Origin of the sequence: Sorangium sp. So ce887 (genome assembly GCF_051521455.1) — a bacterium.
In the GTDB taxonomy this organism is placed as follows: domain Bacteria; phylum Myxococcota_A; class Polyangia; order Polyangiales; family Polyangiaceae; genus Sorangium.
This window is the reverse complement of record NZ_CP150354.1, coordinates 10,708,374-10,733,086: the sequence shown is the minus strand read 5'-3', so window position 1 is coordinate 10,733,086 and position 24,713 is coordinate 10,708,374. Positions and strand designations below refer to the sequence as shown.

Below are 24,713 nucleotides of genomic sequence, written 5' to 3'. Positions count from 1 at the left end.
GCGCGGCCATGACGCGCCTGCCCGCGCCGCCGCGACGCGCCCGCCCGTACAGCCGTGTCGCGCGCCCGCCCGTACGGCCGTAATGCGCGCCGCCCGCGCGCCGTGACGCGCGCCCGTTCCTGCGCCCGTGACGTGCGCGCCCGGAGACGCGTCGCGCTCGTCTTGCGCTACCCTGGGGCCCCACCGCGAGAGGAGAGCTGCCTGATGATGTCGTTCAGCCCTGATCCACGCATCGCTGAGCAGCAGATGCACGCCATCATCTATTATCTCACGGGGTTCGGGTACATCGACGGCGAGCTCGATCCGACCGAGAAGTCCTTCATCCGCGGCTACATCCAGGAGCTCGTCCAGCAGCGCGCGCGCGACGCCCTCGGCGAGGCCCCGGCGGACCAGGACGTCATCGCGCGGTGGACCACGCACTTCCACGAGGTGTTCTCCGAGATCGATCACCAGATCCAGAGCCACTTCACCGAGAGCGTCTCCGACGGGGAGGACCCCAAGGACTTCGTCCTCGCCAAGGTCAAGCTCCGCTGCTTCGAGCTCCTCGACGGCTTCGACGAGGTCAACCGCGAGGCGCTGCTCGCGACCGTCGACGGGCTCATGCTCGCCGACGGCGTCGTCCACCCGAGCGAGCAGAAGTTCCGCGACGAGCTCTCCGCGCTGCTCTCGACCCCCACCGAGATCGACGACGTGGACATCGAGACCATCGAGCAGGGCGCGGTGGTGATCGATCCGGCCACGCGCAAGCAGGCGCGCGAGGTCGATCACCCGTTCTTCAAGGCGTTCGAGTGGGACTACGCGACCGACGCGGCCACGTTCGCCGAGCAGTCCAAGGTCGATCTCGACCTGATGCGCCGGTTCGAGGAGAAGCTCGCGGAGCAGCGCGCGCGCGGCGCGGGCCGGCTCGACGGCGCGGCGGACCTCGCGGGCTTCGCCGGGCAGGCGCCGTTCCTCGACGGCCACATCTACGTCGCCTCGCCCGACCCCGCGCACGAGGTCGAGCTCCTCGTCATCGGCGATCTGCACGGCTGCTACTCGTGCCTCAAGGCGGCGCTGATGCAGGCGGATTTCTTCGCCAAGCTGCAGGCGCACCGCGATGACCCCGCCCACAACCCGCGGATCCTGCTCGTGTTCCTGGGCGACTACATCGATCGCGGCAGGTTCAGCTACAACGGCATCCTGCGCACGGTGATGCAGCTCTTCCTCGCCGCGCCGGACAACGTCTTCGTGCTGCGCGGCAACCACGAGTACTACGTCGAGCTGAACGGCCGCGTGCTCGCGCCGGTGCGGCCCTCCGAGGCGATGAGCTCGCTCGCGGCCATCGCCCCGAACGAGGTGTTCGCCGCGTACATGCGCCTCTTCGAGGCGCTGCCCAACATGCTCGTCTTCGATCGCATCCTCTTCGTCCACGCGGGGATCCCGCGCGACGACACCCTCGCCGCCCGGTGGACGTCGGTGTCGTCGCTCAACGACCCCGAGATCCGGTTCCAGATGCTCTGGAGCGACCCGAGCGAGGTCGACACCATCCCCGCGGAGCTCCAGAAGTCCACCGCGCGCTTTCCCTTCGGCAAGCGGCAGTTCAAGAGCTTCATGCAGAAGCTCGGCTGCACCACGCTGATCCGCGGCCACGAGCGCATCCCGGAGGGCTTCCGCGTCGTCTACGACGACCCGGACGGCGTGCTCCTCACCCTGTTCTCCGCGGGCGGGAAGACCAACGACGACCTGCCGAAGGCCAGCAACTACCGCGAGGTCACGCCGATGGCCCTCACCATCCGCTACAAGGGTGGAGTCAGCCAGCTCACGCCCTTCGTGATCGAGTACGAGCGGTACAACGACCCCAAGTACAACGCGTTCTTCCGGGAGCAGCTCCCGTCGCTCGACGTCACCGTGTGACGGGCGCGCCGGACCTCGACGACGTCGTCACGGTGTGCCGCGCCGCCTGGCACACCGCCACCTGGCATGCCATCGAGTACGGATGAATACCCTACGATCTGTTGCTTTTTCCTCGGGCGGCCGAGGGCACGCCGATTGCAATGCCTCCGGGACGCATCGGCGCTTATCCCTCGGTCTTGGCTTGCTTACCTCTCTCCTGCTCGCGGCGGGCTGCATCGGCGCGGAGGACGGCGGCGGCTCGGGCGGCGGGGACCCGGGCGGCGGCGGCGGCTCGGTCGCGGGCAGCGGCGGCGGCTCGGTCACGACCAGCACGGCCAGCGGCGAATTGCCGAACCGGTGTGCGCTGCCGCAGGAGACCGGGCCCTGCGACGGGGCGTTCCCGAGCTACTGGCACGACCCCAGCACCGGCGTCTGCGTTCCGTTCACCTATGGTGGTTGCGAGGGCAACGAGAACCGCTTCGAGTCGCTCGAGGCGTGCCAGGAGGCCTGTCAGGACACCGTCCCCGACATGGATATGTGCGAGGCGGCGGGCGATTGCGTCCTCGCTTCGCCGCGCTGCTGCGCCGCGTGCGACCCGGGGGTCGACGCCCAGGCGTTCGTCGCCATCCACCGCGACGCGACAACGGATTTCTGGAATGCCACCATGTGCGTGGACGTGTCGTGCTCGCCGTGCCAGGAGGTCAGCGAGGCCGAGCGCACCTCCCAGTACTTCACCGCCGCGTGCGAGAGCGGGCGCTGCGTCGTCCTCGACGTGCGCGAATCCCCCCTGACGGAGTGCACGCAAGACACCGACTGCGCCCTGCGCGACGGCGTCGGGTGCTGCGAGGAGTGCGGCGGGAAAGGCATCGTCGCCCTCAACCAGAGCGCGGATCTGCGCGCCATCGTCTGCCCCGAGGGCTTCGGCGCGTGCCCTCCCTGCGCGCCCGTGTTTCCGGAAGGAATGACGGCGGTCTGTGTCGAGGGCAGGTGTCAGCCGAGCACGCCCGCGCCGTGAACGCCGGCATTCCCGCCCTGCGCCAACAGGCGCCATCTCGTGAATCGTAGAACCAGCTCTCCCCGGCACCCACCCGCGGCGTCCTCCCGGGCGCGGCGCGTCATGGCCACGCCGAGCTCTCGCCGCTGAACGGATCCAGAAAATGCGTGGGAGACGTGGGAGACGTGGGAGACGTGGGAAAAGCCCGTCGCACGGTCGCCTCGCGTTGACGCTGGACGCCTGCGCCCGATAGGCTTTTCGCTTGAAGAGCTTGTAACTTCTTACATCCTCGAGCTCTTCACGAAGGGAGCTGCCCGTGAACCGAAGCACCCCGAGGATGCTGCTCGTGGCCCTCGCGCTCTCCAGCGCGGCCGCGTGCTCGGGACCGACTGGAGATGGCGGACCGGGCCCGGTCGATGATCCGGGCGCCGAGGTCCAGTGCGCGCCCGGCGTCACCGCGCCCGGCCCGACCCCGCGCCTGACGCGGCTCACGCACGCGCAATACGACAACACGATCCGGGATCTCTTCGGCAAGGACATGAAGGCCTCGGCGTTGTTCCTCGCGGACCCGGCGTTCGAGGGGTTCGACAACAACGCCAAGGGGCTCATCGTCTCCGACCGCCTCGCCCGCGATTACCGGCGCGCCGCGGAGGCCATCGCGGCCGACGCCGTGGTCGACCAGGCCGTGCTCGGCAAGGTCCTGCCGTGCGCGCCGGAGGGCGACGGCGCCGCGTGCGCCCGGCAGCTCATCCAGGCGCTCGGCAAGCGCGTCTACCGGAGGCCGCTCTCGGCGGAGCAGGAGGAGGCGTACGTCGCCGCCTACGCGCGCGGCGATGGCCTCTTCGACTCGGGCACGCCGTTCGAGCAAGGGATCCGCCACGTCATCGAGGCGATGCTCCAGTCGCCGCATTTCCTCTACCGCGTCGAGCTCAGCGAGGAGCTCGACAGCGAGCAGATCATCCCGCTCGACGGCCACGAGGTCGCGACCCGGCTCTCGTACCTGCTCTGGAACAGCCTGCCCGACGACGCGCTCCTCGCGGCGGCGGCGGGCGGCGCGCTGGGCACGCCCGAGGGGATCGAGGCCGAGGCGCGGCGCATGCTCGCCGACTCCAGGGCGGTGAGCGCGCTCTCCGACTTCCACCGCCAGTGGCTCCACATGAGCCGCTACGCGGATCTCTCGAAGGATCCCGCGCTCTACGAGGGCTTCGACGCCAGCGTGTCCTCGGCCATGCTGGCCGAGACGCAGGAGTTCATCCGGCACGTCATCCTCGAAATGGAAGGCGACTACCGGACGCTGATGACCTCGTCGGTCGGGTTCGTGAACGACAAGCTCGCCCCGATCTACGGCGTGGAGGGGTCGTTCACGGGCGAGCTCGTGGAGACGCCGCTCGATCCGGCGGTGCGGGCAGGGCTCCTCACGCAGGCAGGCTTCCTGAGCTCGCACGCGTTCTTCGACAAGAGCTCGCCGATCCACCGCGGCGTGTTCATCCAGCGGCAGCTCCTCTGCGCGGACCTCCGGGACCCGCCGGCGAACATCAACACGGAGCTGCCGCCCCTCCAGGGCGAGATCAGGACGACGCGCGACCAGGTGGAGGTGCACACGTCGCCGGCGTCGTGCAGCTCGTGCCACGACATCATCAACCCGCCGGGCTTCGCGTTCGAGCACTTCGACGCGGTCGGGCGGTACCGCGCCGACGAGGGCGGCGAGCCCATCGACGCGACAGGCACGATGACGGTCGGGGAGACCGAGATGCGCTTCGACGGCGCCATCGATTTCGTGACGCAGCTCGCGGAGAGCCCGGTCGCGCAGCGGTGTTATCTGACGAACTGGTACCGTTACGGCAACGCCCGCCAGCTGTCGCGCGAGGACGCGTGCACGATCGACGAGCTCGACGTGAGGCTCGGCGCGTCCGGGTACAACATCAAGGAGCTGCTCGTCGCGCTCACGCAGACGAAGACGTTCAGGTATCGAGCCGTGGAAGAGGTGGACCAATGAATCGCAGAACGTTCTTGCGAGGCGCGTGCGGGGTGATGCTCGGCCTCCCGTTCCTCGAGTCGCTGCGCCCGCGCGACGCCAAGGCCGATCCGGCGACGACGCCGCGCCGGTTCATCGCCTTCTTCATGTGCAACGGCGTGAACATGGACAGGTTCTTCCCGAGCACGCGGTACGGCGCGCTGACGGCCGCGTCGTTCGGCGCGGACCGGGCGATAGCGCCCCTCGCCGCGTACCGGGACAGGCTCCTGATCCCGCGAGGCATTCACATGGCGCCGCGCGGCTTCGGGTGGGATCCGAGCGCGGGCGACGATCATGCGAAGGGGATGGGCTGCAAGCTCACGGCGCAGCCGCTCGTCCAGGGCAGCCAGTACGCCGCGGGGATCTCGCTCGATCAGTTCATCGCGAACAGGATCAACCCGCCGGGCACGCCCGCGCTCACGCTGATGGTCGGCGCGAAGACGCCGAACGTGCGCGGGCACATCTCGTACAGCGGCAGCGAGCAGCCCGTCAGCGGCGAGAACAACCCGTGGCTCGCCTACAAGGACCTGATCGGCGTGACGGACCTCGACGAGGAGGCGCTCGTGCGGCTCGCCAGGCGGCGCGAGAGCGTGCTCGACCTTGTCGGGGCCGAGTACGAGGGCCTGCTCAAGAAGAAGCTCAGCAAGGCCGATCGCGAGAAGCTCGAGATGCACTTCCAGACGGTGCGCGACCTCGAGGTGGACATGGGTAACGCGGGGGTCATCCCGCGCGAGCTCCCGCCGGAGCGGACGGCGGAGATGGAGGCGATCGACCCGGCCACGGTGTCGTTCGACGCCGAGTTCAAGAAGATCGGCCGGATGCAGATGGACGTCCTCGCGCTGGCGATCGCGACCGGCGCGACGCGGTCGGCGACGCTGCAGTGGGGCTCGGGCGCGCACGGGCCCATCTTCAAGTGGGACGGGATGAGCCACGAGTACAACCACCACAAGCTCTCTCACGGGAACACGAAGGACGACGATTCAGGGAGCGCCGTCGACGGTTACGAGGAGATGATTCACGACATCGATCGCTGGTACATCGGCGAGTATGTCTATCTGCTCGACCGGCTCGCGGGCTACGACGAGGGCGGGGCCACCGTGCTCGACAACAGCGCTGTCGTGTTCATGAACGAGGTCTCCAACGGCAAGGTCCACGACTTCCGCGACCTGCCGTACCTCATCGCGGGGAGCTGCGGCGGCTACTTCAAGATGGGGCAGTACATCAAGGTGACGCGGGAGCCGGACACGCTGCAGGACGAGGACGCGCCTCACAACCAGCTGCTCACGACGCTCGCGAACGCGGTCGGCTGCACCGAGGAGGGCGGGGGTCCGATCACGAACTTCGGCTCGTTCGGCAAGCCCGGCGAGCTCGACGATCTCAAGGCCTGAGCGGCGCATCTGCCGTCCTGGGCAGGGGGCCTCAAGCCGGGCACGGCGCCCGCGTTGCGCCGCGCCCGGGCCGGGTGGCACACCGACTGCACATGGGCTTCGTCTTCAAAAGGAGTGTTGCCTTTTATGACGAAGCAGCCTTCCCGGCGGGCATTTCTTCATACCGTGGGTGCAGGCGTGGCGCTCGGCGCGTGCGCAGGAAGCGCGCAGGTGGGGCAAAACGCCACGTCTCCGGGTGAGGGCTCCCAGGAGCCGCCTCAGGGGCCTGCGCCCGGGGCGCCCGGGGAGAAGGACGTCGAGCTGCCGGCCGGCGGCGTGATGCCGACGAGGCCTCTCGGGCGGACCGGCGTGAACGTCAGCCTCATCGGTCTCGGCGGCTACCACATGGCGATCCCGGAGGACGAGCAGGAGAGCATTCGACTCGTCCGCTTCGCGATCGACCATGGGGTCAACTTCCTCGACAACTGCTGGGACTACCACGACGGCGAGAGCGAGGAGCGGATGGGCAAGGCGCTCCAGGATGGATATCGGCAGAAGGCCTTCCTGATGACCAAGCTCGACGGCCGCGACCGCGCGTCCGCCGAGGCGCAGCTCGAGCAGTCGCTCCGACGGCTGCGCACCGACGTCATCGATCTGGTGCAGATGCACGAGATCATCCGGATGAGCGATCCCGAGCAGATCTACGGGCCGGGCGGCGCGATGGAGGCGCTCGTGGCCGCGAAGAAGGCCGGCAAGATCCGGTTCATCGGCTTCACGGGCCACAAGGACCCGGACATCCACCTCGCCATGTTGAAGATGGCGGAGCGGCAGGGCGTCCCGCTCGACACCGTGCAGATGCCGCTCAACGTCCTGGATCCCCATTACCGCAGCTTCGAGAAGAAGGTCCTCCCGGCGCTGACGCAGCAGGGCATCGGGGTGCTTGGGATGAAGCCGTTCGCCAGCGGGGCGATCGCGAAGACCGGGGTGGTCTCGCCGATGGACTGCCTGCATTATCCCATGAGCCTGCCGACCTCGGTGGTCATCACCGGCTGCGACACCCTGGGTGTCCTCAAGCAGGCGATCCGGGCGGCGTACACGTTCCAGCCGCTCAGCAAGGAGCGCATCTCCGCGATCCTCGCGCGCACCGCCCCGCTCGGGGCGAAGGGCGAGCACGAGCAGTTCAAGACCACGGAGCGGTTCGACGGTACGACGAAGAACCCCCACTGGCTGACGACCGCGAAGATCTGAGCCCGGCCGGCTGAATGGGGCGAGCCGCGGCTGCATCAGAGCCTCGTGCTACCCATGGAGGCCCCATGCATTCTTCTCGGACGCTCATCGGCTGTGCCGTTGCATCGTGGATGTTGCTCTCGACCACGACCGCGCTGGCAGAGGTGGTCCTGGACCAAATCCAGTTTTATGGGCGAACCACCTGGAGAAAAGATTACAAGAGCGCGATATCCGATCTCAACACCATCGACGTCAGCATCGCCGCGATACCGTACGAAGATGTCTCCTTCGTCGAAGCGGAATACGCAGGGGTGACGACCCCGCTCACATTCAACGACTACAATCATCGTTACTACGCAAAGATCGACACGAGCACGGTACCCTACGGCCCTCACACCTTGACGTTCATCGCGTACGACAAGCTCGGACAAGCGCGGACGAAGCAGTATACCGTGCACAAGTACGCGCCGCCCAGAGTCTGGGTGACGAGCCCGCGGCCAAACCGCGCGCTCACCGGGGACACCCGCATCGCTGCGACGTGCGTCGGGGTCCCTCCCTATTCCTGCACGCAGTTCAAGGCGCGCGTCCGGAGCCAGGTGCGCGATGAGGTGCTGGTGGGCGTCCCGTCGTCGGTGCCAGGGAGGATGGACGTGCTGCAATACCTGTCATCGCCGCTTCAGTCGGGCGAGGTGCTCACGGTCAGGCTCGAAGCCATGGACGGCGTGGGACCCGCCTGGAGCGGGACGCCGATCGGCGGGGCGCCCGTCCTCTACGACGGGTCGCTCCCGCGCGCCTACGTCGAGCGGAGCCCGAAGCTCACCGCCGTCCAGCGCACCCCCGGCGCCATCATCGATTTCGACGCGACGCGCGTCCTGTTCATCGATCACGGGCTCCAGGTCGGCGTCGTCGATCGCATGACTCAGCAGGTGACGTGGCTCGCGGAGCTCACGCTCCACCATGAGTGGATGCACAAGCCCGGTCAGGGGGCGCTCACGCCGTCCGGCGTCGTCATGCAAGCTTGGTACGGATACATTTTCATGTGGAAAGACGGCGCGCGGGACCAGACGCGCAGGAAGGGGCGGCTCGACGCGGTCAACGGCGATACGTTTCTGTGGACGGGGGCCGACGACGACGAGACCATCGTGCACACGATATCGACAGGCATCGCGACGAGCTTGGGGCTCGATCCCGGCAGCGCGTCGCAGTTCCAGGCGGACATCGCGGCGTCTGGCGGCATCTACTACAGCACGTATGAAGAGCCGTGGATCCACGGGCCGGGCGAGATCCGCCTCGGGAGCCATCCTGGCTACGTGCAACGGCCGATCACCGACGGGACGAACGTCGCCGGCCGGTGGTGGAATGGACCGGTGAGCTCGAGCTACCTCTACACGGCCGATGGCGAGGAGGTGTTCCTCGGCGACTCCAGGACCGGCGATGCTGCAGGGCTGCTGCTGCACGCAGGGTATGCGGCCTACCTGAAGCGCGACGGGGCCGTCAACCAGGTGTGGCTGCGGACCCCCGCGGGCGACGAGTACCAGCTGAGCGATTTCGCAACGCCGAGCCAGTTCGATCAGCAGGAGTTGCGCGTCGGGCACGACGGCATCAGCGATACCGGCGAGGTCATGTTCCTCAACAACAAGAAGCGTTATATCGGGCGGCCTGGGGCCGCCCCGGAGGAGATCGGCAGCGACCTCGGACACGGGCGCTGGTTCGATGGGGACTGGTACGTGACCCTCGGTGACACGCTGTTCAAGGTGGCGAGCACAGAGGCGCCGGCCTTCCATCTCGCCGCGTCGCCCGGCGAGGCGGCGCCCGTCGACGCCGAGGACGAGGAGCGGTACGATCTCACGCTCACCGCGCTCGCCCCGGGCGAGCCCCTGGATCCATGGACGCGAGCGGGGGACCTCCTCCACAAGCCGGACGCCTCGCCGGCGTCATTTCGCGATCCGCGAGCCGCAACGCACACCGGCACCGGCGCGCCCGACGAGGAGCCGTCGGCCGCCGCCGCGTGCAGCGTCGGTCAGGCAGCCTGCTCGGGCCGCGGTGTCGCCCTCCTCTCCGCGGCGCTCCTTGGCCTCTCCCTCTCGCGGCGCCGTCGCGGGCAGAGGTAGCGGGGCATCCCGGAAGCGCGCGCGGAGGGGGGCCGACGCCGCGCAGCTCACCGTCTTCCGCATGCTCGATCCCTGTGCGGCAGGCGAAATGTCCCCGATCCCTGGCGACGTCGAGGGGGTCGCCCCCCGGCGTCCCGCGCCGCTCCGCCTGCGCAACGGATGGCCGATGAGCCGCGGGCCGAAGGCCCGTCGGATCCATCGGCTTGTTGGACAGCATCGTACATCGAGAAGAGAACCTTGGCTCAAGGTGCGTAGCCCTTGATTCGAAGGCGCAGTTGCAGCGCGGTGATGCTTCTGTCATCGATACGAAACGCATCGTCGACCCGACCACATTCGCTGAAGCTGTGCTTGTCATAGAGGCACAGGGCTGCATGATTGTCAGAGAAGACCCCGAGGTCGATCCAGTGAAGTGACGCCTCCGCTCGTGCCCAGGCAAGAGCCGTCTCCATCAACCGTGTTCCGATGCCTGCTCGCTGAAAACGGCGCTCCACGCCCATGCCCAGCGTAGCGCGATGAAGAGCTGCCCTGTACGTCGCCCCGCGCAGTTCTATATGTGCAACAAGGGCTCCGTCCACCCAGGCACCCCACGTTCGCAGCCAACAGGGATCCGACACTGGCTTGCTCCACCCGTCCGCGCGCTCAGCACGCAGTCTCTCCGCCGTTGGTCCCTCGTCGGCAGTGAAGAAGTGCGACGGTGGCGTCCCACCCTGACCGGACTCGCGCGATTGGCGGATTCGATGGTCCACGTACGTAGCCAAGTCTGGGGACGTCAGCAGCGTGATTCCGGCCTCCATCAGCGCCTTACCTCGCTCGAAAACATGCTGTCCAACGACCTGTGGGTCAGCCGCGCCGCGCCGCGTAGCGGCGTCGGCTGCTGCGCTGGTTGGGCAGCTGCGGAGCCGGATCTCTGGACACGGGGAGGCACGTCAGCACCAATGGCACGTTTGGCGAAGATCGCAGCCGAGGCATCGCTCGGCGAGCGTCGTGAGGTCGGGCACAGCGAATGGAAGACCTCCCTCGCGCGAGAACAGGTCTTCGAAGAGCTGGGCAGGCGGAAAAACGTAGTTGCCAAAGGTGATGCTCACCCATGATCGAGCGGCAGCGATTCCGGCGATCTCCATGTGCCCGGCCTTGTATGGGTAATTGGCGATAGCATACGGCGGAACGTCCACGAGAGCCATGCGCGCTCCGAATTCGAGCGCCGCGTCCTCGGAGTAGCGGTCGGCGGACATCGACACGGGCACCTGGGTACGATGGCATGTGATCGCGACGTAGTAGACGTCGTCGAACTGCGCTTGCGTCATGTCGAACCGCGCCCCGTCTTGAAGCGCTTCGAGCGCAAGCAGAGGCGGTCGCTTCGGTCGGAACTCGCTCCAGATCGTAGCTTGAACGTTGTCATCATTCTCCAGGGAATGGCAGAGCTCCTCCGCTGAGTGGGGACGCAGCCACGATCCCGGATTGCGCCCGCGATCCTTGCCGGCCTTGGGCATCCCGCGCGACACAGTGAACACGAAGGACCCAACGGGCTCGGGGTCCGTCCGCACAAACCGCTCGGGGTTCTTCCCGACGAACTCAGCACTCATTGCGGCTTCGAGAAACGCCGTCATCGCCTCCGCCTTGAAGGCCAAACCCGGATCGAGCGGGACGAGCAGATGAGAATAATGCATGCTCATGGATTGCCTCGCGGTCCTGGGAGCCCTCCGTGAACGAGTCGCCACGTATCCATGGAGGGCGACCAGTACGACGAAGCTGAGGCTCGAAAATGGTCATTCGCAGCCTGCCCAACGCCCTGGGCTTCTGCCGCGCGTGGGTGCGCGCAGTGCACCCACGCGTCGGTCAGCAAGCCCTTGTTGGGCCGCATCGGCATGCATTAGGCCCGACCGCCTTCCAGACGCCGCGCCTGTTGCTCGAACCAGCGGGTGAACCCCTCGACGGCTGCAACGAGCCCGGCCCGCGACACATCCACGCCACGGCCCATGTGCCCGGGTAGCTCGCGAGAGAGGATGCGAACCGAGCCGTCGGGCGGACAGAGGATGAATGCTTTGCACCCGTTGAACTGCTCGCCCCAGTTGGTCAGGAAATTGTGGGCGCTCCAGAACGCCCAGTCCCGGCGGTGCTCCTCGGCCGTTCGAGTATCGGGCACTTCGACGTCTCCATGATGGCCGTACAATAGCCCGTCGAGGAAGTTCCAGGCAGCGATGTCGTCCAGCCCGGCCAGCTTCTCGGACCACAGGCGGTCGAGGTTGGAGGGCAGCCAGCGAAAAGAGAGGTAAGCCGAGTACAGCGCACAGTGCGACTCCCCGAGGTCTCCGAGGGCCACCCCGCGACACCAGACGCACATGCGCCCCCACACCGCGCTCGGGGGCTCCAGGTTGGGCTCCTCGTCCGCTTCGATGGCGAAGTCCAGCCGATCCCCGAACAACATATCGAATCAGCCTCCTGCCGCGCAACGTTCTGCCGGCCCAACGTCGCAATCAGCTGTGCTGCTCGACATATCTTCGCGTTTTCGCATGTAGGCTGCGAACAGTGGCGCCCTATCCCCGTATTCTCGCAGATGAGTCGCGGCGCCCCATGGCAGATCTTCGTATTCCCGAGGATAGGTCGCGATCTTCCGCAGGCTATCTTCGCATCTCCGGAGATAGGCCGCCGCTGCATAACTACGTATCCCCGTTGATGGGCTTCGGACGCATTGCTCGGCCACAAGGATGTGCGGACCACGATGGTCTACACCCACATCGTCGACCGCGGCCCTCTCGGCGTGATCAGTCCTCTCGACCGCTGATCGCCGCTTCCGCGTGGAGCGCCTTGAACTCCGACCCCACCCCCACGTGCCGCCCCCATGCATCGTGGAAAGATAGCGTATCCGAAGGATGCCCCACCTTGTCAAGGAGGCCAGCGCAGGACCGTTCGGTCGCTACACCGGACGAAGGCGCGAGCGGGCCCTCGATGCCCTACCCCTCGGAAGCGAAGGAGTGCCCCTGCAACGACCCGGCCGATCAGCGGCGGGGCTGTTCAGGTTGTCGCGGCTTGCCGAGTTCTCCTCCACGCGGGACGGCGCCCGAAGCCGCGCCCCCATCGAGACGGCGGCCGAGCTGCCAACCGCGACCGAGGCCGCCCTCCTCGAGATGGTGCTCGGCCTGCCCAGCGTCGGTCCGCGCATCCTCGGCACGGCCGCTCTCCCCTCCCTCGGCCGCCTCTCTCCCGCCGCGCTTGCCGAGCGCACCCAGATCGCGCTGTTCGACGCGACCCGGCTCGCCGCCGCCTTCGAGCTCGGCCGCCGCTACCACGCCGCCCGCGCCCGCCGGGGCGCGCTGGACGGGCGCGTCGCGCCGCGCGCGCCGGCTCAGACGCCGCCCGCGCCCGCCGGGGCGCGCTCCTCACCACGGGCGGGGACAGGGCCGCTGGGCGCGCGCGCGACCCGGCGCTCCTCGGTCGGCGCGCCGCCGAGCAGGTCGACCGTGCCGGCGGCGTAAGCGTCCTCGTGCGTCGCGATGAAGCGCCACGTCGTCACGCCGAGCATCGCGGGGAAGACGGCGACGCGCTGCGCTTGGGGGTGGGCGGCGGCGACGCGGGCGACGAGGACCTGCTGCGTCGCGATCCGGCCGCCGACGTGCGCGGCGGCGACGGAACGGTGGCCGAGGACTGCGCTGTGAGCCTCCGCGAGCTGCTCGACGCGTCGGCCTGCACGCAGCCCCGGAAGCCGGCGAACAGCGGAATCCCGGGCATTCGTCTCGTTCAGAAGCCGAAGGTGGGATCCTTCTCGGTAGCGCCCTTGTTGGAGGGCGTGGCCGGGGAGGGCCGCTTGGCGGGCGGGCGCGCCGGCTTGAGGGTGGCCTTCGCGGCGCCGGGTGGGGGGGCCGGGGCGGCCGGGGAGGAGTCGGCGGTGGTCGGGGAGGGGTCCGCGGCGGCCGGGGAGGAGTCCGCGGCGGTCGGGGAGGGGTCCGCGGCGGCCGGGACCGCCGATGCCGAGGCGGTGGGGAGAGCGCTCGCGCTTGGAGGCGGCGGAGCGGGCTCCTCCGCCACAAGGGCGGGCGGTTCGGCGGCCTCCGTGGCGCCCAGCGAGGGCGTCGCCGCCGGCGTGGCGGGCAGGTCCGGAGCAGGCGAGAGGAGCAGGACAACCGCGGCGATCCCCACGCCGACCGTCAGGACGCTGGCGGCCACGGCGAGCAGCGTCCGCGACGACGAGGAGCGGCGGTCCACCTGCGGGGGCAGGGCGCCTCCCACGGCCTCCAGCGTGCCGCCCGCCGTCAGCGTGCCGCCCGGGCCTGGCATGCCGCCCGGGACCCGCATGCGGTCCGCGACCACCGTCCCTCCTCCCGCCACCACCGTGCCGCCGGGGACCACCGCGTCATCGAGGGCCACCGTGCCGCCCGAGCCCGGCGAACCACCCGAGCCCGGCGAACCGCCGTGAGCCGGCGCGCCGCCGGAGCCCGGCGCGCCGCCGTGAGCCGGCACGCTGCCGTGAGCCGGCGCGCTGCCGTGAGCCAGCAGGCCGCCCTGTGCCAGCGCCTCGGCGGAATCCAGCGCGTCGCGCGCTTCCGGGACCGCCGTGCGCTGCACGGCCGAGGCGAACGCACGGGCGAGCTCGTTCGCGTTCTGGAAGCGCTCTGCGGGCTCGCGCTTGAGCGCGCGCTCCAGGAAACGATCCAGCTCGGGCCAGAGCTCGGGCGTGAGCTGCGAGGCGACCGGGATGTCGCCCGTGCAGATCTCCACGAGCACGTCGCCGAGCTCCTCGCCGGGGAAGGGCAGCTGGCCCGTCAGGCATTGAAAAATAATCACGCCGAGCGACCAGAGATCGCTGCGAAAGTCGATCGTCTTGCTCCGGCGCACCTGCTCCGGGCTCATGTAATGCGGCGAGCCGATGAGCGTGCCAGTCTTCGTCGCGTCGGCGGCCACCCCGGTGCCGATCGTCTTGGCGACCCCGAAATCGAGGATCTTGACGATCTCCTCGCCCTGGCGCGCGAGGAAGATGTTCGCCGGCTTGAGATCGCGGTGGATGAGCCCCACCTCGTGCGCGCGGCGGAGGGCCTTGCACACCTGGCTCATGATGCCGAGCGTCTCGGCCGGCGTGAGGCGCCCGCGGCGCCCGAGGTGCGCCGCGAGGTCCTCGCCCTCGAGGAGCTCCATCGCGAGATAGGGCGTGTCGCCCTCGAGCCCATAATCGTAGACGTGGACCACGTGAGGCGTCCGGAGCTGGGCGGACGCCTTCGCCTCGCGCTCGAACCGCGCGCGCGCGACAGGGGAGTCGGCGTGCTGCGGCATCATGAACTTGATCGCGACCTCGACCTCCAGCTGGAGGTGCCGCGCCACCCAGAGCAGGCCCATGGCGCCGCCCGCCAGCGGCCGCTCCAGGCGATACTTCCCACCGACGACGCTCCCCGCTTCAAGCGACAGCATGCGTACGAGCCTTCCGCGTCCGAGTGTCCATGCGTCCGGGCCCCCGGGGTCTAGCAGAGGCGGGGCCCAGTGTCGCGATTCTTACAACGGCTGGCATCTCGCCCCATCATGCCACGGGCGCGGTGACGCGACGAAGACCGAGCGCGAGCGGTCCGCTGTCGCGGTACTAAGCTGCGCGCGGCATGGTGGACGCCTCTCCGATCACCGCGGTCCTCGGCCCGACCAACACCGGCAAGACCCACCGAGCGATCGAGCGCATGCTCGCGCACGACTCGGGCATGATCGGCCTGCCGCTGCGGCTGCTCGCGCGCGAGGTCTACGATCGGGTGACCACCCGGGTCGGCGAGGCCCGCGTCGCGCTCGTGACCGGCGAGGAGAAGCGCGTGCCGAGGCGGCCGGATTACTGGGTGTGCACCGTCGAGGCGATGCCGACCGATCTGGAGGTCGACTTCCTCGCCATCGACGAGATCCAGCTCGCCGCGCACGACCAGCGCGGCCACGTGTTCACCGAGCGGCTGCTCCTCTCGCGCGGGCGGCGCGAGACGTGGTTCCTCGGCGCCGACACGATGCGGCCCCTCATGACCGAGCTCGTGCCCACCGCCAGGGTCGTCCAGCACCCGCGGCTCTCGCGGCTCGCGAGCGCCGGCGCCGGCAAGCTCTCGCGGCTGCCGCCGCGCAGCGCCGTCGTCGCGTTCTCGACCGCCCAGGTCTACGAGATCGCCGAGCGGCTGCGCGCGCATCGAGGCGGCGCCGCGATCGTGCTCGGCGCGCTGTCGCCGCGCACGCGCAACGCGCAGGTCGCGCTGTTCCAGTCGGGCGAGGTCGACTACCTCGTCGCGACCGACGCGATCGGCATGGGGCTCAACCTCGACGTGCGCCACGTGGCGTTCGCGGCGCTGCGCAAGTTCGACGGGCGCGACGTGCGCGACCTCGACCCCGCCGAGCTCGCGCAGATCGCCGGCCGCGCGGGCAGGCACCTCGCGGACGGGACCTTCGGCACGGTCGCGCCGCTGTCGCTCCCCGACGGCGTCGCGGCCGCCATCGAGGCGCACCGCTTCCCGCCGCTGCGGCGGCTGCTCTGGCGCAGCAGCGAGCTCGATCGGAGCTCGATCGACGCGCTCCTCGCGTCGCTCCGGCAGCGGCCGCGCGCCCGCAGCCTGAAGCTCGTCGACGACGCCGAGGACACGGCCGCCCTGACGCGGCTCGCCGGGGACCCGGCGGTTCGAGCCCGCGCGCGCGGCAGCGAGGCGGTGGGGCTGCTCTGGGAGGTCTGCCGCATCCCCGATTTTCGCAAGCTCCTGTTCGAGTCGCACGTCGCGCTCCTCGCCGAGATCTACGGGCAGCTCTCGGGCCCGAGCGCGGCGCTCGACACCGACTGGATGGCCGCGCGGGTGGCCGAGATCGATGACGCGGGCGGCGACATCGACACGCTGATCACGCGGATCGCGTCGATCAGGACGTGGACCTACATCTCGAACCACGGCCGCTGGGTCCGCGACGCGGCGGCGTGGCAGGACCGCACGCGGGCGATCGAGGACCGCCTGAGCGACGCGCTCCACGAGCGGCTCGTGCAGCGCTTCGTCGAGCGGGGCGGCGGCGCGGTGCGGGGCGCGCGGGCGCCGTCGGGCGCGCGCCCCGCGCCGCGCCGGGCCGAGGCGGAGCCGCCGCCGGCGGTGGAGGCGGGGCACCCGTTCGCGCGGATCGCGGCGCTGCGGGCGCTGCTCGCGCCGGGGCCGGCGGCGACGGCGCCCGAGGACGACCGGGCGCGCTGGGTCGAGGCGATCGTGGGGGCGCCGCACGAGCGCTTCTCCGTGGACGCGGGCGGGCGGATCGCCGACGGCGAGCAGCCGCTCGGGCAGCTCGCGCGCGGCCCGACGCTGCTCCTGCCCGACGTGCGGCTCGCGGAGATCGAGGACCTCGGCGCGGGGGCGCGATCGCGCGTCCTCCGGCGGCTCGTGGCGTTCGCGCGCGATCTCGTCGAGGAGCTCCTCGGGCCGCTGCGATCGCCCGAGGTGCGCGCGCTCCCCGGCGCGGCGCGCGGGATCGTCTACCAGCTGGAGCAGGGGCTCGGGACGGCGGCGGCGCGCGACGCGGAGGAGCAGATCGCGGAGCTCGCGCCGGAGGACCTCGCGCTGCTGAAGGCGCGCGGCATCGAGGTGGGCGAGCGCGTGATCTACGTGCAGCAGCTGCTCCGGCGCGGCGCGCTGGAGCGCCGCCTCGCGCTGTGCGCGGCCTGGTTCGGCCGGGGCTGCGTGCCCGCGTGCCCGGCGCCCGGCGCCGTGTCGGTGCCCGTCGCGCGGGGCGTGGATCCCAGGGCGTACGCGGCGATCGGCTACCCGGTGTTCGGGACGCGGGCGCTCCGCGCGGACGTGGCCGAGCGGGTGCACCGCGCGCTCGCGAGCGGCGAGCCGGCGGAGCGGCTCTCGGGCTGGATGGGGTGCCCGGCGCGGGAGGCGCCGCGCGTCGCGGCGTCGCTGCTCGGGTAGCCGCGGAGGCTCACGCCCGGCTCGGATCGTCGATCGGGCTCTCCTGCGCGCGGGGCTCGGCGCCGGCGAGGCCCGCCCACCAGCCGCTCGCGAGGGCGAGCGCGATCCAGCCCTGCAGGTTCGCGCGCAACTGCGCTGCTTCCGCCGCCGTACAGCCCTGCTCGACGGCGGCAAGCGCCTGCCCGAACGGCAGCTCCCGGCAGCGGTCGAGCAGGCGGGCGAACAGCGGATCCACGGACGTCGTGGTCGTGCCGGTGGCGCTCCGGGCGAAGACCCAGGTCCGGGTCGACGGATGGCGACGTATCGCCGCGGGCGCGCCCTCGTCCTGATCGGCCCCCGCGAGCCGCGAGAAGCGGGCGAGGTCCCAGTCCTCCTGGGCCAGCGTGCACGACACAGCGAAGCGCAGCCGCGCTTCGCCCAGCGCCAGCCTGGCGAGCTCCTCCGGCGTCGGTCGCCAGAGCCCCTCGAACGGCGACTCGTAGGCGTGCCGCTCTGCCTCGTCCATGCACCGCGCCTGGCGGACCATGGCGAGCGGAGCCCGGGAGAGCTGGAGCCGCCGGCACCACGCGTCTCCGTGCGGCGGGCGCTCCGGCGGGCGGCGGGGGCCCGCGTCCTCGAGGCGCTCGAGGGCGCGGTGGAGCCGCTCCGCGAACCCGCGGGCTGCCTCGTCGAGGTCGGCGTGGCGGGGCGGGCGCTCGGCGAGGTGCAGCGCGGCCAGGTGATTGAAGTGCCAGCAGCTCATCGCCCGCGACACGCGGGGGAAGCTCGTCTGCAGGGCGGTGAACAGCCGCATCCAGTACTGCCGGTGATAGAGCGCGAGCCGCTCCGCCGGAGCGGGGCCCCCGGGGCCGCTCCTCAGCTGCGCCACGAGCCGCGCGGGATACAGCTCCTGCCGCTCCTCGAAGCGCCCCGTATCCGAGTCGAGCGGCGCGCGAAGGACAGCGGTGAAGTCGCGCTGGATCTCCCGCAGCCAGCCCGGAGGATCTCCGCCTCCCGGGCTCATGAAGACCGCACCTGCCGCGCCTTGTCGAGCTCCGAGAGCGCCACCGACAAGGGCGGGATCTCCGCGTCCCACTCGAGGAGCGTCGGGAACGGGCCGCCCCGGCGCCACGCTTCCTCGTAGAGAGACCACACCTCGTCGCAGACCGGACGATCGTGCGTGTCGTGCCGCAGGCCCGAGGGCAGCACCTGGTGGCCGGCCAGGTGAACCTGCAAGACACGGTGCCAGGGCACGCTGTCGAGGTATTCGCGTGGATCGAATCCGTGATTTTTGCTGGAGACGACTACGTTGTTGATGTCCAGCATGGCCCAGCAACCGGACTCTTCCACCACGCGGCGGTAGAACACCCACTCCGGCACCGTGTCGCGCTCCCAGGCGACGTAGGAAGACAGGTTCTCGATCCCGAAGGGGACGCCGAGGGCCTCCTGGACCTCGAACGCGCGGCCGGCGGCGTAGGGGATCAGCTCTGGATCACAGGGCGCCGGGAGCAGATCGTGGTGCGTCACGCCCTCGAACGCCGTCCAGCAGAGGTGATCGGTGAAATAGGGAATGCGGAGCTCCTGGATCAGATCCCTCAGCCGGGACAGGTGATCCCGGTCGAGGGGGGCTTCGCCCAGCAGGTTCAGGGAGACGCCGTGGGCGACGATCGGGTAGCGCTCGGCGATGCGCCGGAGCCGCTCCCGGGGCAATGGAGAGGCGCCGAGGTAGTTCTCCGCGATGATCTCGAAGAACCCCAGCCGGGGCCGGAGCCGCTCGATCGCCTCGTGGTGCGGCGGGCGCAGCCCGAGGCCGAGCGCCTCGCGCGGGATGGAGGATCGCGCGCCGGGCGCCCGATCGCCGGCGGCGTCTCGCGGCGCGCTCATCGGCCGGCTAGTTGCCCGGGTCGATCGGATCTGCCGTCGGCAGCTGCTCGAAGTTCTCGCCCTCGGGCGTCAGGGTGCGCAGGTAGGCGATCAGCCCGTCCATCTCGGACCGCGAGAGCAGGTGATAGGAGCCGGGCATGTTCGAGTAGGCGGTGCCCTCGGGGGTGGCGCCGTCGATCCCGAACGCGATGATGGACTGCAGGAACAGATCCGAGCGGCGGTCCCAGAAGTCGGCGAGGAAGGCGCTCACGTCCTCGCCGGGCGGCACCTTCACGTGGAACGTGCCCTCCGGGCCGCTGTGGCAGGAGTCGCACGTCGCGGCGTCGAACGCCGCGGGGCCGTCTCGATCCTGGTCCTCGGCGGTCTCCACGCAGCTCCAGCCCGAGCAGCCGTTCACGGCGCGGCAGGAGTGCTCGTAGAGCTCGTTCCATGTCTGATAGACCATGCCGCGACAGCTGTTCGTCCCGGAGCAGGACGCGTGGACCTGGACGATGCCGGGGCGCGCCGTGCCCGCCAGCATGGCGGACTCGGCGCACGCCGCGGAGAACTCGTCGAGCGAGATCTGGCCGTCGCCGTCCGCGTCCATGAGGGCCAGCGCGTCCACCAAATCGGAAGCTGGGTCGGCGCTCCACACCAGCGTCTTGGCCGGCGCGTCGGACCCGTCGCAGTCCGAGTCGATGCCATCGAGGCTCCGCTCCTCGGCGCCGGGGTGGACGGTGTTGTTGAAATCGTCGCAGTCGCCCGCGCGCGGGGTGACGCCGTCCCTGTCGTGGTCGCTGTCCTCGTCGTCCACGGGCGCGCCGCCTGCGCCCGCCGTGTCGGAGCCGCCGGTGCCGGCGGGGGACTCGCCGCCGGAGCCGCCGGTGCCGGCGGAGGGCTCGGCGCCGGGGGGCGAGCCGTCGTCGTCACCGCAGGCCGGTGCGAAGGCGGCGAAGCTGGCGAGCGCCAGCGCAAGCAAGGTGGATCCCGGCGATTGGCTCATGAGGGTCGTCCTGCCTCCGAAGGAATGGGCCGCGCGCGAGGAACGCGCTGCGCGCGTTCGCCGGCTGCCCGATGCAGGACATCTAGGCACGGCCGCCGTGCGCGGAATATGTGGCAAGTTGTCGCACGCCCATCGTCGACAGGGACAGAGCGTGGCCGCATGGCCCGGCGTCGCGCGCGCGTCCGCGCCGCGAGGAGCGTGCGTCACGCTACGGTCGGTCCGCGGGGCTCGCCGCCCGCGCCGGTCCTGCGGCGAGCGTGAGGTAGCCGAGGAGCGCGTCGGAGATCGCCCGCCGGAGCGCGCCGTCCTCGACGCCCGGGGGCGGATCGAGGGCCGCCGCGTGGACGAGCTCCTCGAACATGCGCAGGACCACGTAGGTGGCGAGATCGAGATCCGGCTGGGCGATCTCGGAGCGATGGCGCGACAGCAGCTGCCGGGTGCGGTCGAGGACCGCCCGGCTGGCCTCGCTCAGCGCGCGTTGTTGCTCGAGCGTCGGGAGATCGGCGTGGAGGAGCCGCTGCAGGCGCGGCTCTGTCCGGTGGACCTCGAGGCTCCTCGCGACGAGCCTCTCCGTCGCCTCCCGCAGCGAGAGGGCGCCGGCCGCCGCGTCGACCTGGTCGAGGATTCGCACCATGTGGCGCACGTGGCGCTCGTGGAGCGCGGTGACGAGGGCGTCCTTGTTCGGGAAGTACTGGTAAACCGACCCGACGCTCACCCCCGCGACCCTGGCGACCTCGTTCGTGTTCGCCCCGTCGTAGCCGTGCGCGTCGAAAACGCGAGCTGCGGCCTCGACGATGGTCTCGACGAGGAAGCGTGAGCGCGCCTGGCGAGGCTCTTTGCGCGGCTTCTGCGGGCTCTTCATCGTCGCTCTTCCCAACGCGAGTCACCGTGATCCTGCGGATCGCTAGACTGGCGGCTCATGATCACCTCGAATGCATTCCCGCGCAATCTGCTCCCGCCGGTCCTCCTTCTCGTCGTGGTGGCGTTCATGTGGCTGACGCACGCCCTCCTGCCGCGCGCGTCGGTGCTCCCGGCGCCGTATCGACTGTCAGGCCTCCTGCCGCTCGCGGCCGGCGTCGCCGTGGCGATCGCGGCGCGCGCGCAGTTCGCGCGGGCCGCGACGGAGATCAACACCTTTGCCGAGCCCACGCGGCTCGTGACCGATGGGCTCTTCCGGTGGTCCAGGAATCCGATGTACCTCGGGATGGGCCTCGCCGCCGTGGGCATGTCGATGCTGAGCGGCGCGGCGACGTCTTTCCTGCTCGCGGCCGTCTTCGTCGCGGTCGTGGATCGCTGGTACATCGCGTTCGAGGAGCGGCGAATGCGCGCCCGGTTCGGCGTTGCGTACGAGACCTACGCTCGGTCGACGCGGCGCTGGGTCTGACGGCGCGCGCCGCCGGAGGGGCCGTCCCTCACCGCTCGCGTGGATGCGGGCCCGGATTTGAGTGCAGCAGCCGAGCGAAAGGAAGTAGAAGAGGCTGCGGGGCTCAAGGGGTGAGAGAAGGAAGAGAGGGGCGCTGGATGACAGGCATGCTTCGCGAGGTGCTGCGGCTCGGTTGCGCGGCGACCGTGGTGTTCACGGCGGCGCAGGCGGCCGCCATGCAGCCGGCGCCCGGCGCCGCGCCGCCGGCCGGCGTCTCGCCGCCCGGACCTCCCCCGCCGCCCCCGGAGTGGTCGAGGAGCCTGGCCCCCTACCCGTGGCAGCCCGGGAGCGCTCCCGCGCTCGAGCAGCCCAGGCCGAAGCGCGTCTGGTACGGCTGGCAGCACCTCATCGTGCTCGGCGGGACCCTCGGGCTCGTGCCCCTCGCCGTCGCCACGGAGAACGAGCCGCTCGCCTGGCTGGCCGCCGGCGCCTTCGTGCTCGGCGGTCCGGTCACCCACTGGGCCAACGGCCACCTCGGCAAGGGCTTCGCCAGCCTCGGCCTCAACGCCGGCGGCACGCTCGGCGGCGGCATGGTCGGCCTGCTCATCGGCAGCTCTTCGGACTCCAGCCGCGGGTGGGACGAGATCGCTGGCATGCTCATCGGCAGCAGCCTCGGGCTGCTCACGGCCAACATCATCGACATCGCCGTCCTCCAGCACGAGGAGCCCACGACGACCGAGAGCTACGATTACATCCGCCTCCGCTCGCCGCGACTCCGGCTCGCGCCGCACGTCGGCCTCGCGCCGGACCGTGCCACCTTCGGCCTCGGCGGCGCCTTCTGAGGGGGCAGCGGCGCCGGGCGTGCGCCGCCGGCGCGGCGTCGTGAGCGCCTGCGGGGGAGGCGCGTGGGCCCCGGGCGGCGCTTCGACCTGGCTCGGCCGCGGCGGCGGTGTAGCATCCGCGCGTGTTCATTCCGAGATCAGGTGCACGACGGCTCGCGCTCGCCGCGCTCACCGCGCTCGCCGCATGCGGCGGCGCGGAGCGGCAAGATCCCCAGTTCGCGGATGCTTCCTCGGTCCCGCTTCCCGGCCCGCCCGGCGCCGCCCCGCTCGACGCTTCCGGCGGCGAGCCGGAGGAGCTGCCCGGCGTGAACACGACCGAGCTCGTCCGCCGCGAGCGCCACACGTGGTGGCAGCTCGTCTCGCAGCTCTACGCGCCTTGCTCCGATCAGGCGGTGTCGCTCGCGCAGTGCGTCCGCGAGTCGCGCCCCTGCGCGGCCTGCGTGCCGGCCGCGCAGCTCGTCGCCGACAAGATCCGCGGCGGGGCGAGCGCCGCCGAGGCGCAGGCCGCGTACGGCGTGCGGTTCGGTCCGAACGTGAAGAAGATCGACCTCGCCGACTCACCGTCCCGGGGGCCGGAGCGCGCGCCGGTCCAGATCGTCGTGTGGTCGGACTTCGAGTGCCCCTCCTGCGGCCGCGCGGTCCCGCTCCTCGACGAGGTGTTCGAGCGCCACGCGCCGAACGTCCGGCTGGTCCACAAGGTGTATCCGCTGCGGTCGCACGCGCACGCCGAGCCCGCGGCGCGCGCCGCCATCGCGGCGCACGCGCAGGGCCGCTACTGGCAGATGGAGCGCCTCCTGTTCGAGAACCAGCAGCGGCTCGAGGAGAAGGACCTGCTCGGCTATGCGCAGAAGGTCGGCCTCGACATGGCCCGCTTCCGCGCCGACATGGCCGGCGAGGCCGCCGCCAGGGTGATCGCGCGCGACAAGGCCGAGGCCGACCGCGCCGGGCTCTCGGGGACGCCGTTCATCGTCGTCAATGGGCGGGAGTTCGATCTGGCGCTGTTCAGCCTGCAGGGGGAGCTCGATCGGTGGATCGAGACCGAGCTCGCGATCCTCGGTGGGGGCAGGGGAGCGGCGGCCGCGGCTGCCGGAGCGCCTGGCGCGCCGTGAGCTCCGCCGGCCCCGCCGCCGGCGTCACCTTCTCGATCCCCTTTGCCCGGCACACAGGCCCGTTCAGCTGGGCCGATTCGCCTTCTCGGGCGCCGTCTGGCCGCCGCCCGCGCTCGTCCCCTGTCCGCCGGCCATCTGCGCCGTGGACCCGCCGCCGGCCTTGATTTCTACCGTGCGACCGCGCTGCTGCTGTTGCGGCAGCTTGAGGCAGACCTCGAGGACGCCGTTCTCGAACCTGGCGTCCACGTCGTCGGGCTGCACGCCCTCGGGCAGCGGAATGGAGCGCATGAACGAACCATAGCTGCGCTCGCTGTAGCTCACGCCCTCGCGCTGCTCCTGCTGCTCCTGCCGGCGCTCACCCTCGATGATCAGGGCCTCGTCTTGGAGCGCCACCCGGATGTCATCCTTCGTCACGCCCGGGAGATCGGCCTTCACGACGAGCTGCCCGCCGCGCTCGCCCACCTCGATGCGCGGCGACCAGAGGCCGCCACCGAAGGACGAGAGACCCCGCCCGCCGCCCTGCTCGATCGCACGGGACTGCCTGAACGGCGACAGAATCCCACCGATGCCGAAGTCCTCGAACATGCGATCCATGTCCTCCATCACCCGGCGCATCATCGTGAACGGGCTGAAGATCCCGCCCGCCGCGCCGTACTGCCCCAGCTGACCACCCCCTTGCTGGCGCTGCAGCTCGGTGGACTGACCACCGGCCTCCTGAGACGATGTCTGGCCCGTCGCCTGGCTGCTGGGCTTGCCCTGCTGCGACCTGGCCACAGGAACGTCTTGACCCGTCTGCTGACGCTGCTGTTCCGCCATGGGAACCTCCTTTCAATCAGGAACCATAGCAAATGTAATGCCGCCATCGCCCTCGCGAAAGGGCACGCCGATGCGATGCGCCCCTGCCGTGCGAGGCCACACGGCCACGCACGCGCCGCAGCAAAAAGCCACGAGGAGCCCGTCTGCCGGTGATGCGGTCATCTGCTCAGAGAGATTCCACATGAAGGCAGGAAGGCAGGAAGATCCTTGATCCTTTCTTCCCGCCTTCCCGCCTTCATGTTCAAATCCGGCCACCGCCGCGCCCGGGAG

Annotated in this window: 19 protein-coding genes and 2 pseudogenes; 12 read left to right on the top strand and 9 right to left on the bottom strand. The window is 70.5% G+C overall.

Translation table 11 applies throughout. From position 1 onward, the window contains the following. Positions 1–204 precede the first annotated feature (204 nt). The 6 genes from WMF36_RS40205 to WMF36_RS40180 all read left to right on the top strand — a co-directional run bounded on the left by WMF36_RS40205 (position 205) and on the right by WMF36_RS40180 (position 9,585). Entirely contained in the window at positions 205–1,893 is a 1,689-nt protein-coding gene (locus tag WMF36_RS40205; protein ID WP_437576130.1) for a metallophosphoesterase family protein, read from the top strand. A 181-nt stretch (positions 1,894–2,074) separates the two neighbouring features. Then, complete coding sequence (locus WMF36_RS40200; RefSeq protein ID WP_437576129.1) at positions 2,075–2,887, top strand: BPTI/Kunitz domain-containing protein; 813 nt, start codon at positions 2,075–2,077, stop codon at positions 2,885–2,887. A gap of 295 nt (positions 2,888–3,182) precedes the next feature. Then, positions 3,183–4,862, top strand: a complete 1,680-nt coding sequence (locus WMF36_RS40195; protein WP_437576128.1) for a DUF1592 domain-containing protein — start codon at positions 3,183–3,185, stop codon at positions 4,860–4,862. Beyond that, on the top strand, positions 4,859–6,268 hold the full coding sequence (locus WMF36_RS40190) for a DUF1552 domain-containing protein (RefSeq protein WP_437576127.1): 1,410 nt from the start codon (positions 4,859–4,861) through the stop codon (positions 6,266–6,268). The genes WMF36_RS40195 and WMF36_RS40190 overlap by 4 nt, the downstream gene beginning before the upstream one ends. A 126-nt stretch (positions 6,269–6,394) precedes the next feature. Beyond that, positions 6,395–7,495, top strand: coding sequence for an aldo/keto reductase (locus tag WMF36_RS40185; RefSeq protein ID WP_437576125.1), 1,101 nt, complete (start codon positions 6,395–6,397; stop codon positions 7,493–7,495). A gap of 65 nt (positions 7,496–7,560) precedes the next feature. Further along, complete coding sequence (locus WMF36_RS40180) at positions 7,561–9,585, top strand: hypothetical protein (RefSeq protein ID WP_437576124.1); 2,025 nt, start codon at positions 7,561–7,563, stop codon at positions 9,583–9,585. 242 nt (positions 9,586–9,827) lie between these two features. Here the strand turns inward: WMF36_RS40180 and WMF36_RS40175 are convergent, their stop codons facing one another. The 3 genes from WMF36_RS40175 to WMF36_RS40165 all read right to left on the bottom strand — a co-directional run bounded on the left by WMF36_RS40175 (position 9,828) and on the right by WMF36_RS40165 (position 12,010). Beyond that, entirely contained in the window at positions 9,828–10,379 is a 552-nt protein-coding gene (locus tag WMF36_RS40175; RefSeq protein WP_437576123.1) for an N-acetyltransferase family protein, read from the bottom strand. Between the two features lie 132 nt (positions 10,380–10,511). Beyond that, positions 10,512–11,258, bottom strand: coding sequence for a hypothetical protein (locus WMF36_RS40170; protein WP_437576122.1), 747 nt, complete (start codon positions 11,256–11,258; stop codon positions 10,512–10,514). 197 nt (positions 11,259–11,455) lie between these two features. Next, the gene (locus tag WMF36_RS40165; RefSeq protein WP_437576121.1) at positions 11,456–12,010 is read right to left on the bottom strand and encodes a hypothetical protein; all 555 of its coding nucleotides are present in this window, start codon (positions 12,008–12,010) and stop codon (positions 11,456–11,458) included. A gap of 264 nt (positions 12,011–12,274) precedes the next feature. Here WMF36_RS40165 and WMF36_RS40160 point away from each other — a divergent pair. Both WMF36_RS40160 and WMF36_RS40155 read left to right on the top strand, forming a co-directional pair. Next, positions 12,275–12,367 (top strand): annotated as a pseudogene (locus WMF36_RS40160) (tyrosine-type recombinase/integrase); the annotation flags it as partial. A 343-nt stretch (positions 12,368–12,710) separates the two neighbouring features. After that, positions 12,711–12,899: pseudogene (locus WMF36_RS40155) on the top strand (JAB domain-containing protein); the annotation flags it as partial. A 421-nt stretch (positions 12,900–13,320) separates the two neighbouring features. Here WMF36_RS40155 and WMF36_RS40150 read toward each other — a convergent pair. Then, positions 13,321–14,982, bottom strand: a complete 1,662-nt coding sequence (locus WMF36_RS40150; RefSeq protein WP_437576120.1) for a serine/threonine-protein kinase — start codon at positions 14,980–14,982, stop codon at positions 13,321–13,323. A gap of 182 nt (positions 14,983–15,164) precedes the next feature. Here WMF36_RS40150 and WMF36_RS40145 point away from each other — a divergent pair, with 182 nt between their 5' ends. Next, complete coding sequence (locus tag WMF36_RS40145) at positions 15,165–17,468, top strand: helicase-related protein (RefSeq protein ID WP_437576119.1); 2,304 nt, start codon at positions 15,165–15,167, stop codon at positions 17,466–17,468. A 10-nt stretch (positions 17,469–17,478) separates the two neighbouring features. Here the strand turns inward: WMF36_RS40145 and WMF36_RS40140 are convergent, their stop codons facing one another. From WMF36_RS40140 to WMF36_RS40125, 4 genes are all read right to left on the bottom strand, one after another. Next, the gene (locus WMF36_RS40140; protein WP_437576118.1) at positions 17,479–18,471 is read right to left on the bottom strand and encodes an HvfC/BufC N-terminal domain-containing protein; all 993 of its coding nucleotides are present in this window, start codon (positions 18,469–18,471) and stop codon (positions 17,479–17,481) included. Continuing rightward, positions 18,468–19,331, bottom strand: coding sequence for a DUF692 domain-containing protein (locus tag WMF36_RS40135; protein WP_437576117.1), 864 nt, complete (start codon positions 19,329–19,331; stop codon positions 18,468–18,470). The genes WMF36_RS40140 and WMF36_RS40135 overlap by 4 nt, the downstream gene beginning before the upstream one ends. A 7-nt stretch (positions 19,332–19,338) precedes the next feature. Beyond that, on the bottom strand, positions 19,339–20,313 hold the full coding sequence (locus WMF36_RS40130; protein WP_437576116.1) for a MopE-related protein: 975 nt from the start codon (positions 20,311–20,313) through the stop codon (positions 19,339–19,341). A 208-nt stretch (positions 20,314–20,521) separates the two neighbouring features. Next, on the bottom strand, positions 20,522–21,175 hold the full coding sequence (locus tag WMF36_RS40125; RefSeq protein ID WP_437576115.1) for a TetR/AcrR family transcriptional regulator: 654 nt from the start codon (positions 21,173–21,175) through the stop codon (positions 20,522–20,524). 57 nt (positions 21,176–21,232) lie between these two features. On the opposite strand from WMF36_RS40125, the gene WMF36_RS40120 reads away from it, so the two are divergent. The 3 genes from WMF36_RS40120 (at position 21,233) to WMF36_RS40110 (ending at position 23,627) form a co-directional block, all read left to right on the top strand. Next, complete coding sequence (locus tag WMF36_RS40120) at positions 21,233–21,697, top strand: methyltransferase family protein (protein ID WP_437576114.1); 465 nt, start codon at positions 21,233–21,235, stop codon at positions 21,695–21,697. A 137-nt stretch (positions 21,698–21,834) separates the two neighbouring features. Continuing rightward, the gene (locus WMF36_RS40115) at positions 21,835–22,518 is read left to right on the top strand and encodes a hypothetical protein (RefSeq protein ID WP_437576113.1); all 684 of its coding nucleotides are present in this window, start codon (positions 21,835–21,837) and stop codon (positions 22,516–22,518) included. A 122-nt stretch (positions 22,519–22,640) separates the two neighbouring features. After that, entirely contained in the window at positions 22,641–23,627 is a 987-nt protein-coding gene (locus tag WMF36_RS40110) for a DsbA family protein (RefSeq protein ID WP_437576112.1), read from the top strand. Between the two features lie 63 nt (positions 23,628–23,690). Here the strand turns inward: WMF36_RS40110 and WMF36_RS40105 are convergent, their stop codons facing one another. After that, entirely contained in the window at positions 23,691–24,443 is a 753-nt protein-coding gene (locus tag WMF36_RS40105) for an Hsp20/alpha crystallin family protein (protein ID WP_437576111.1), read from the bottom strand. Positions 24,444–24,713: the final 270 nt, after the last annotated feature.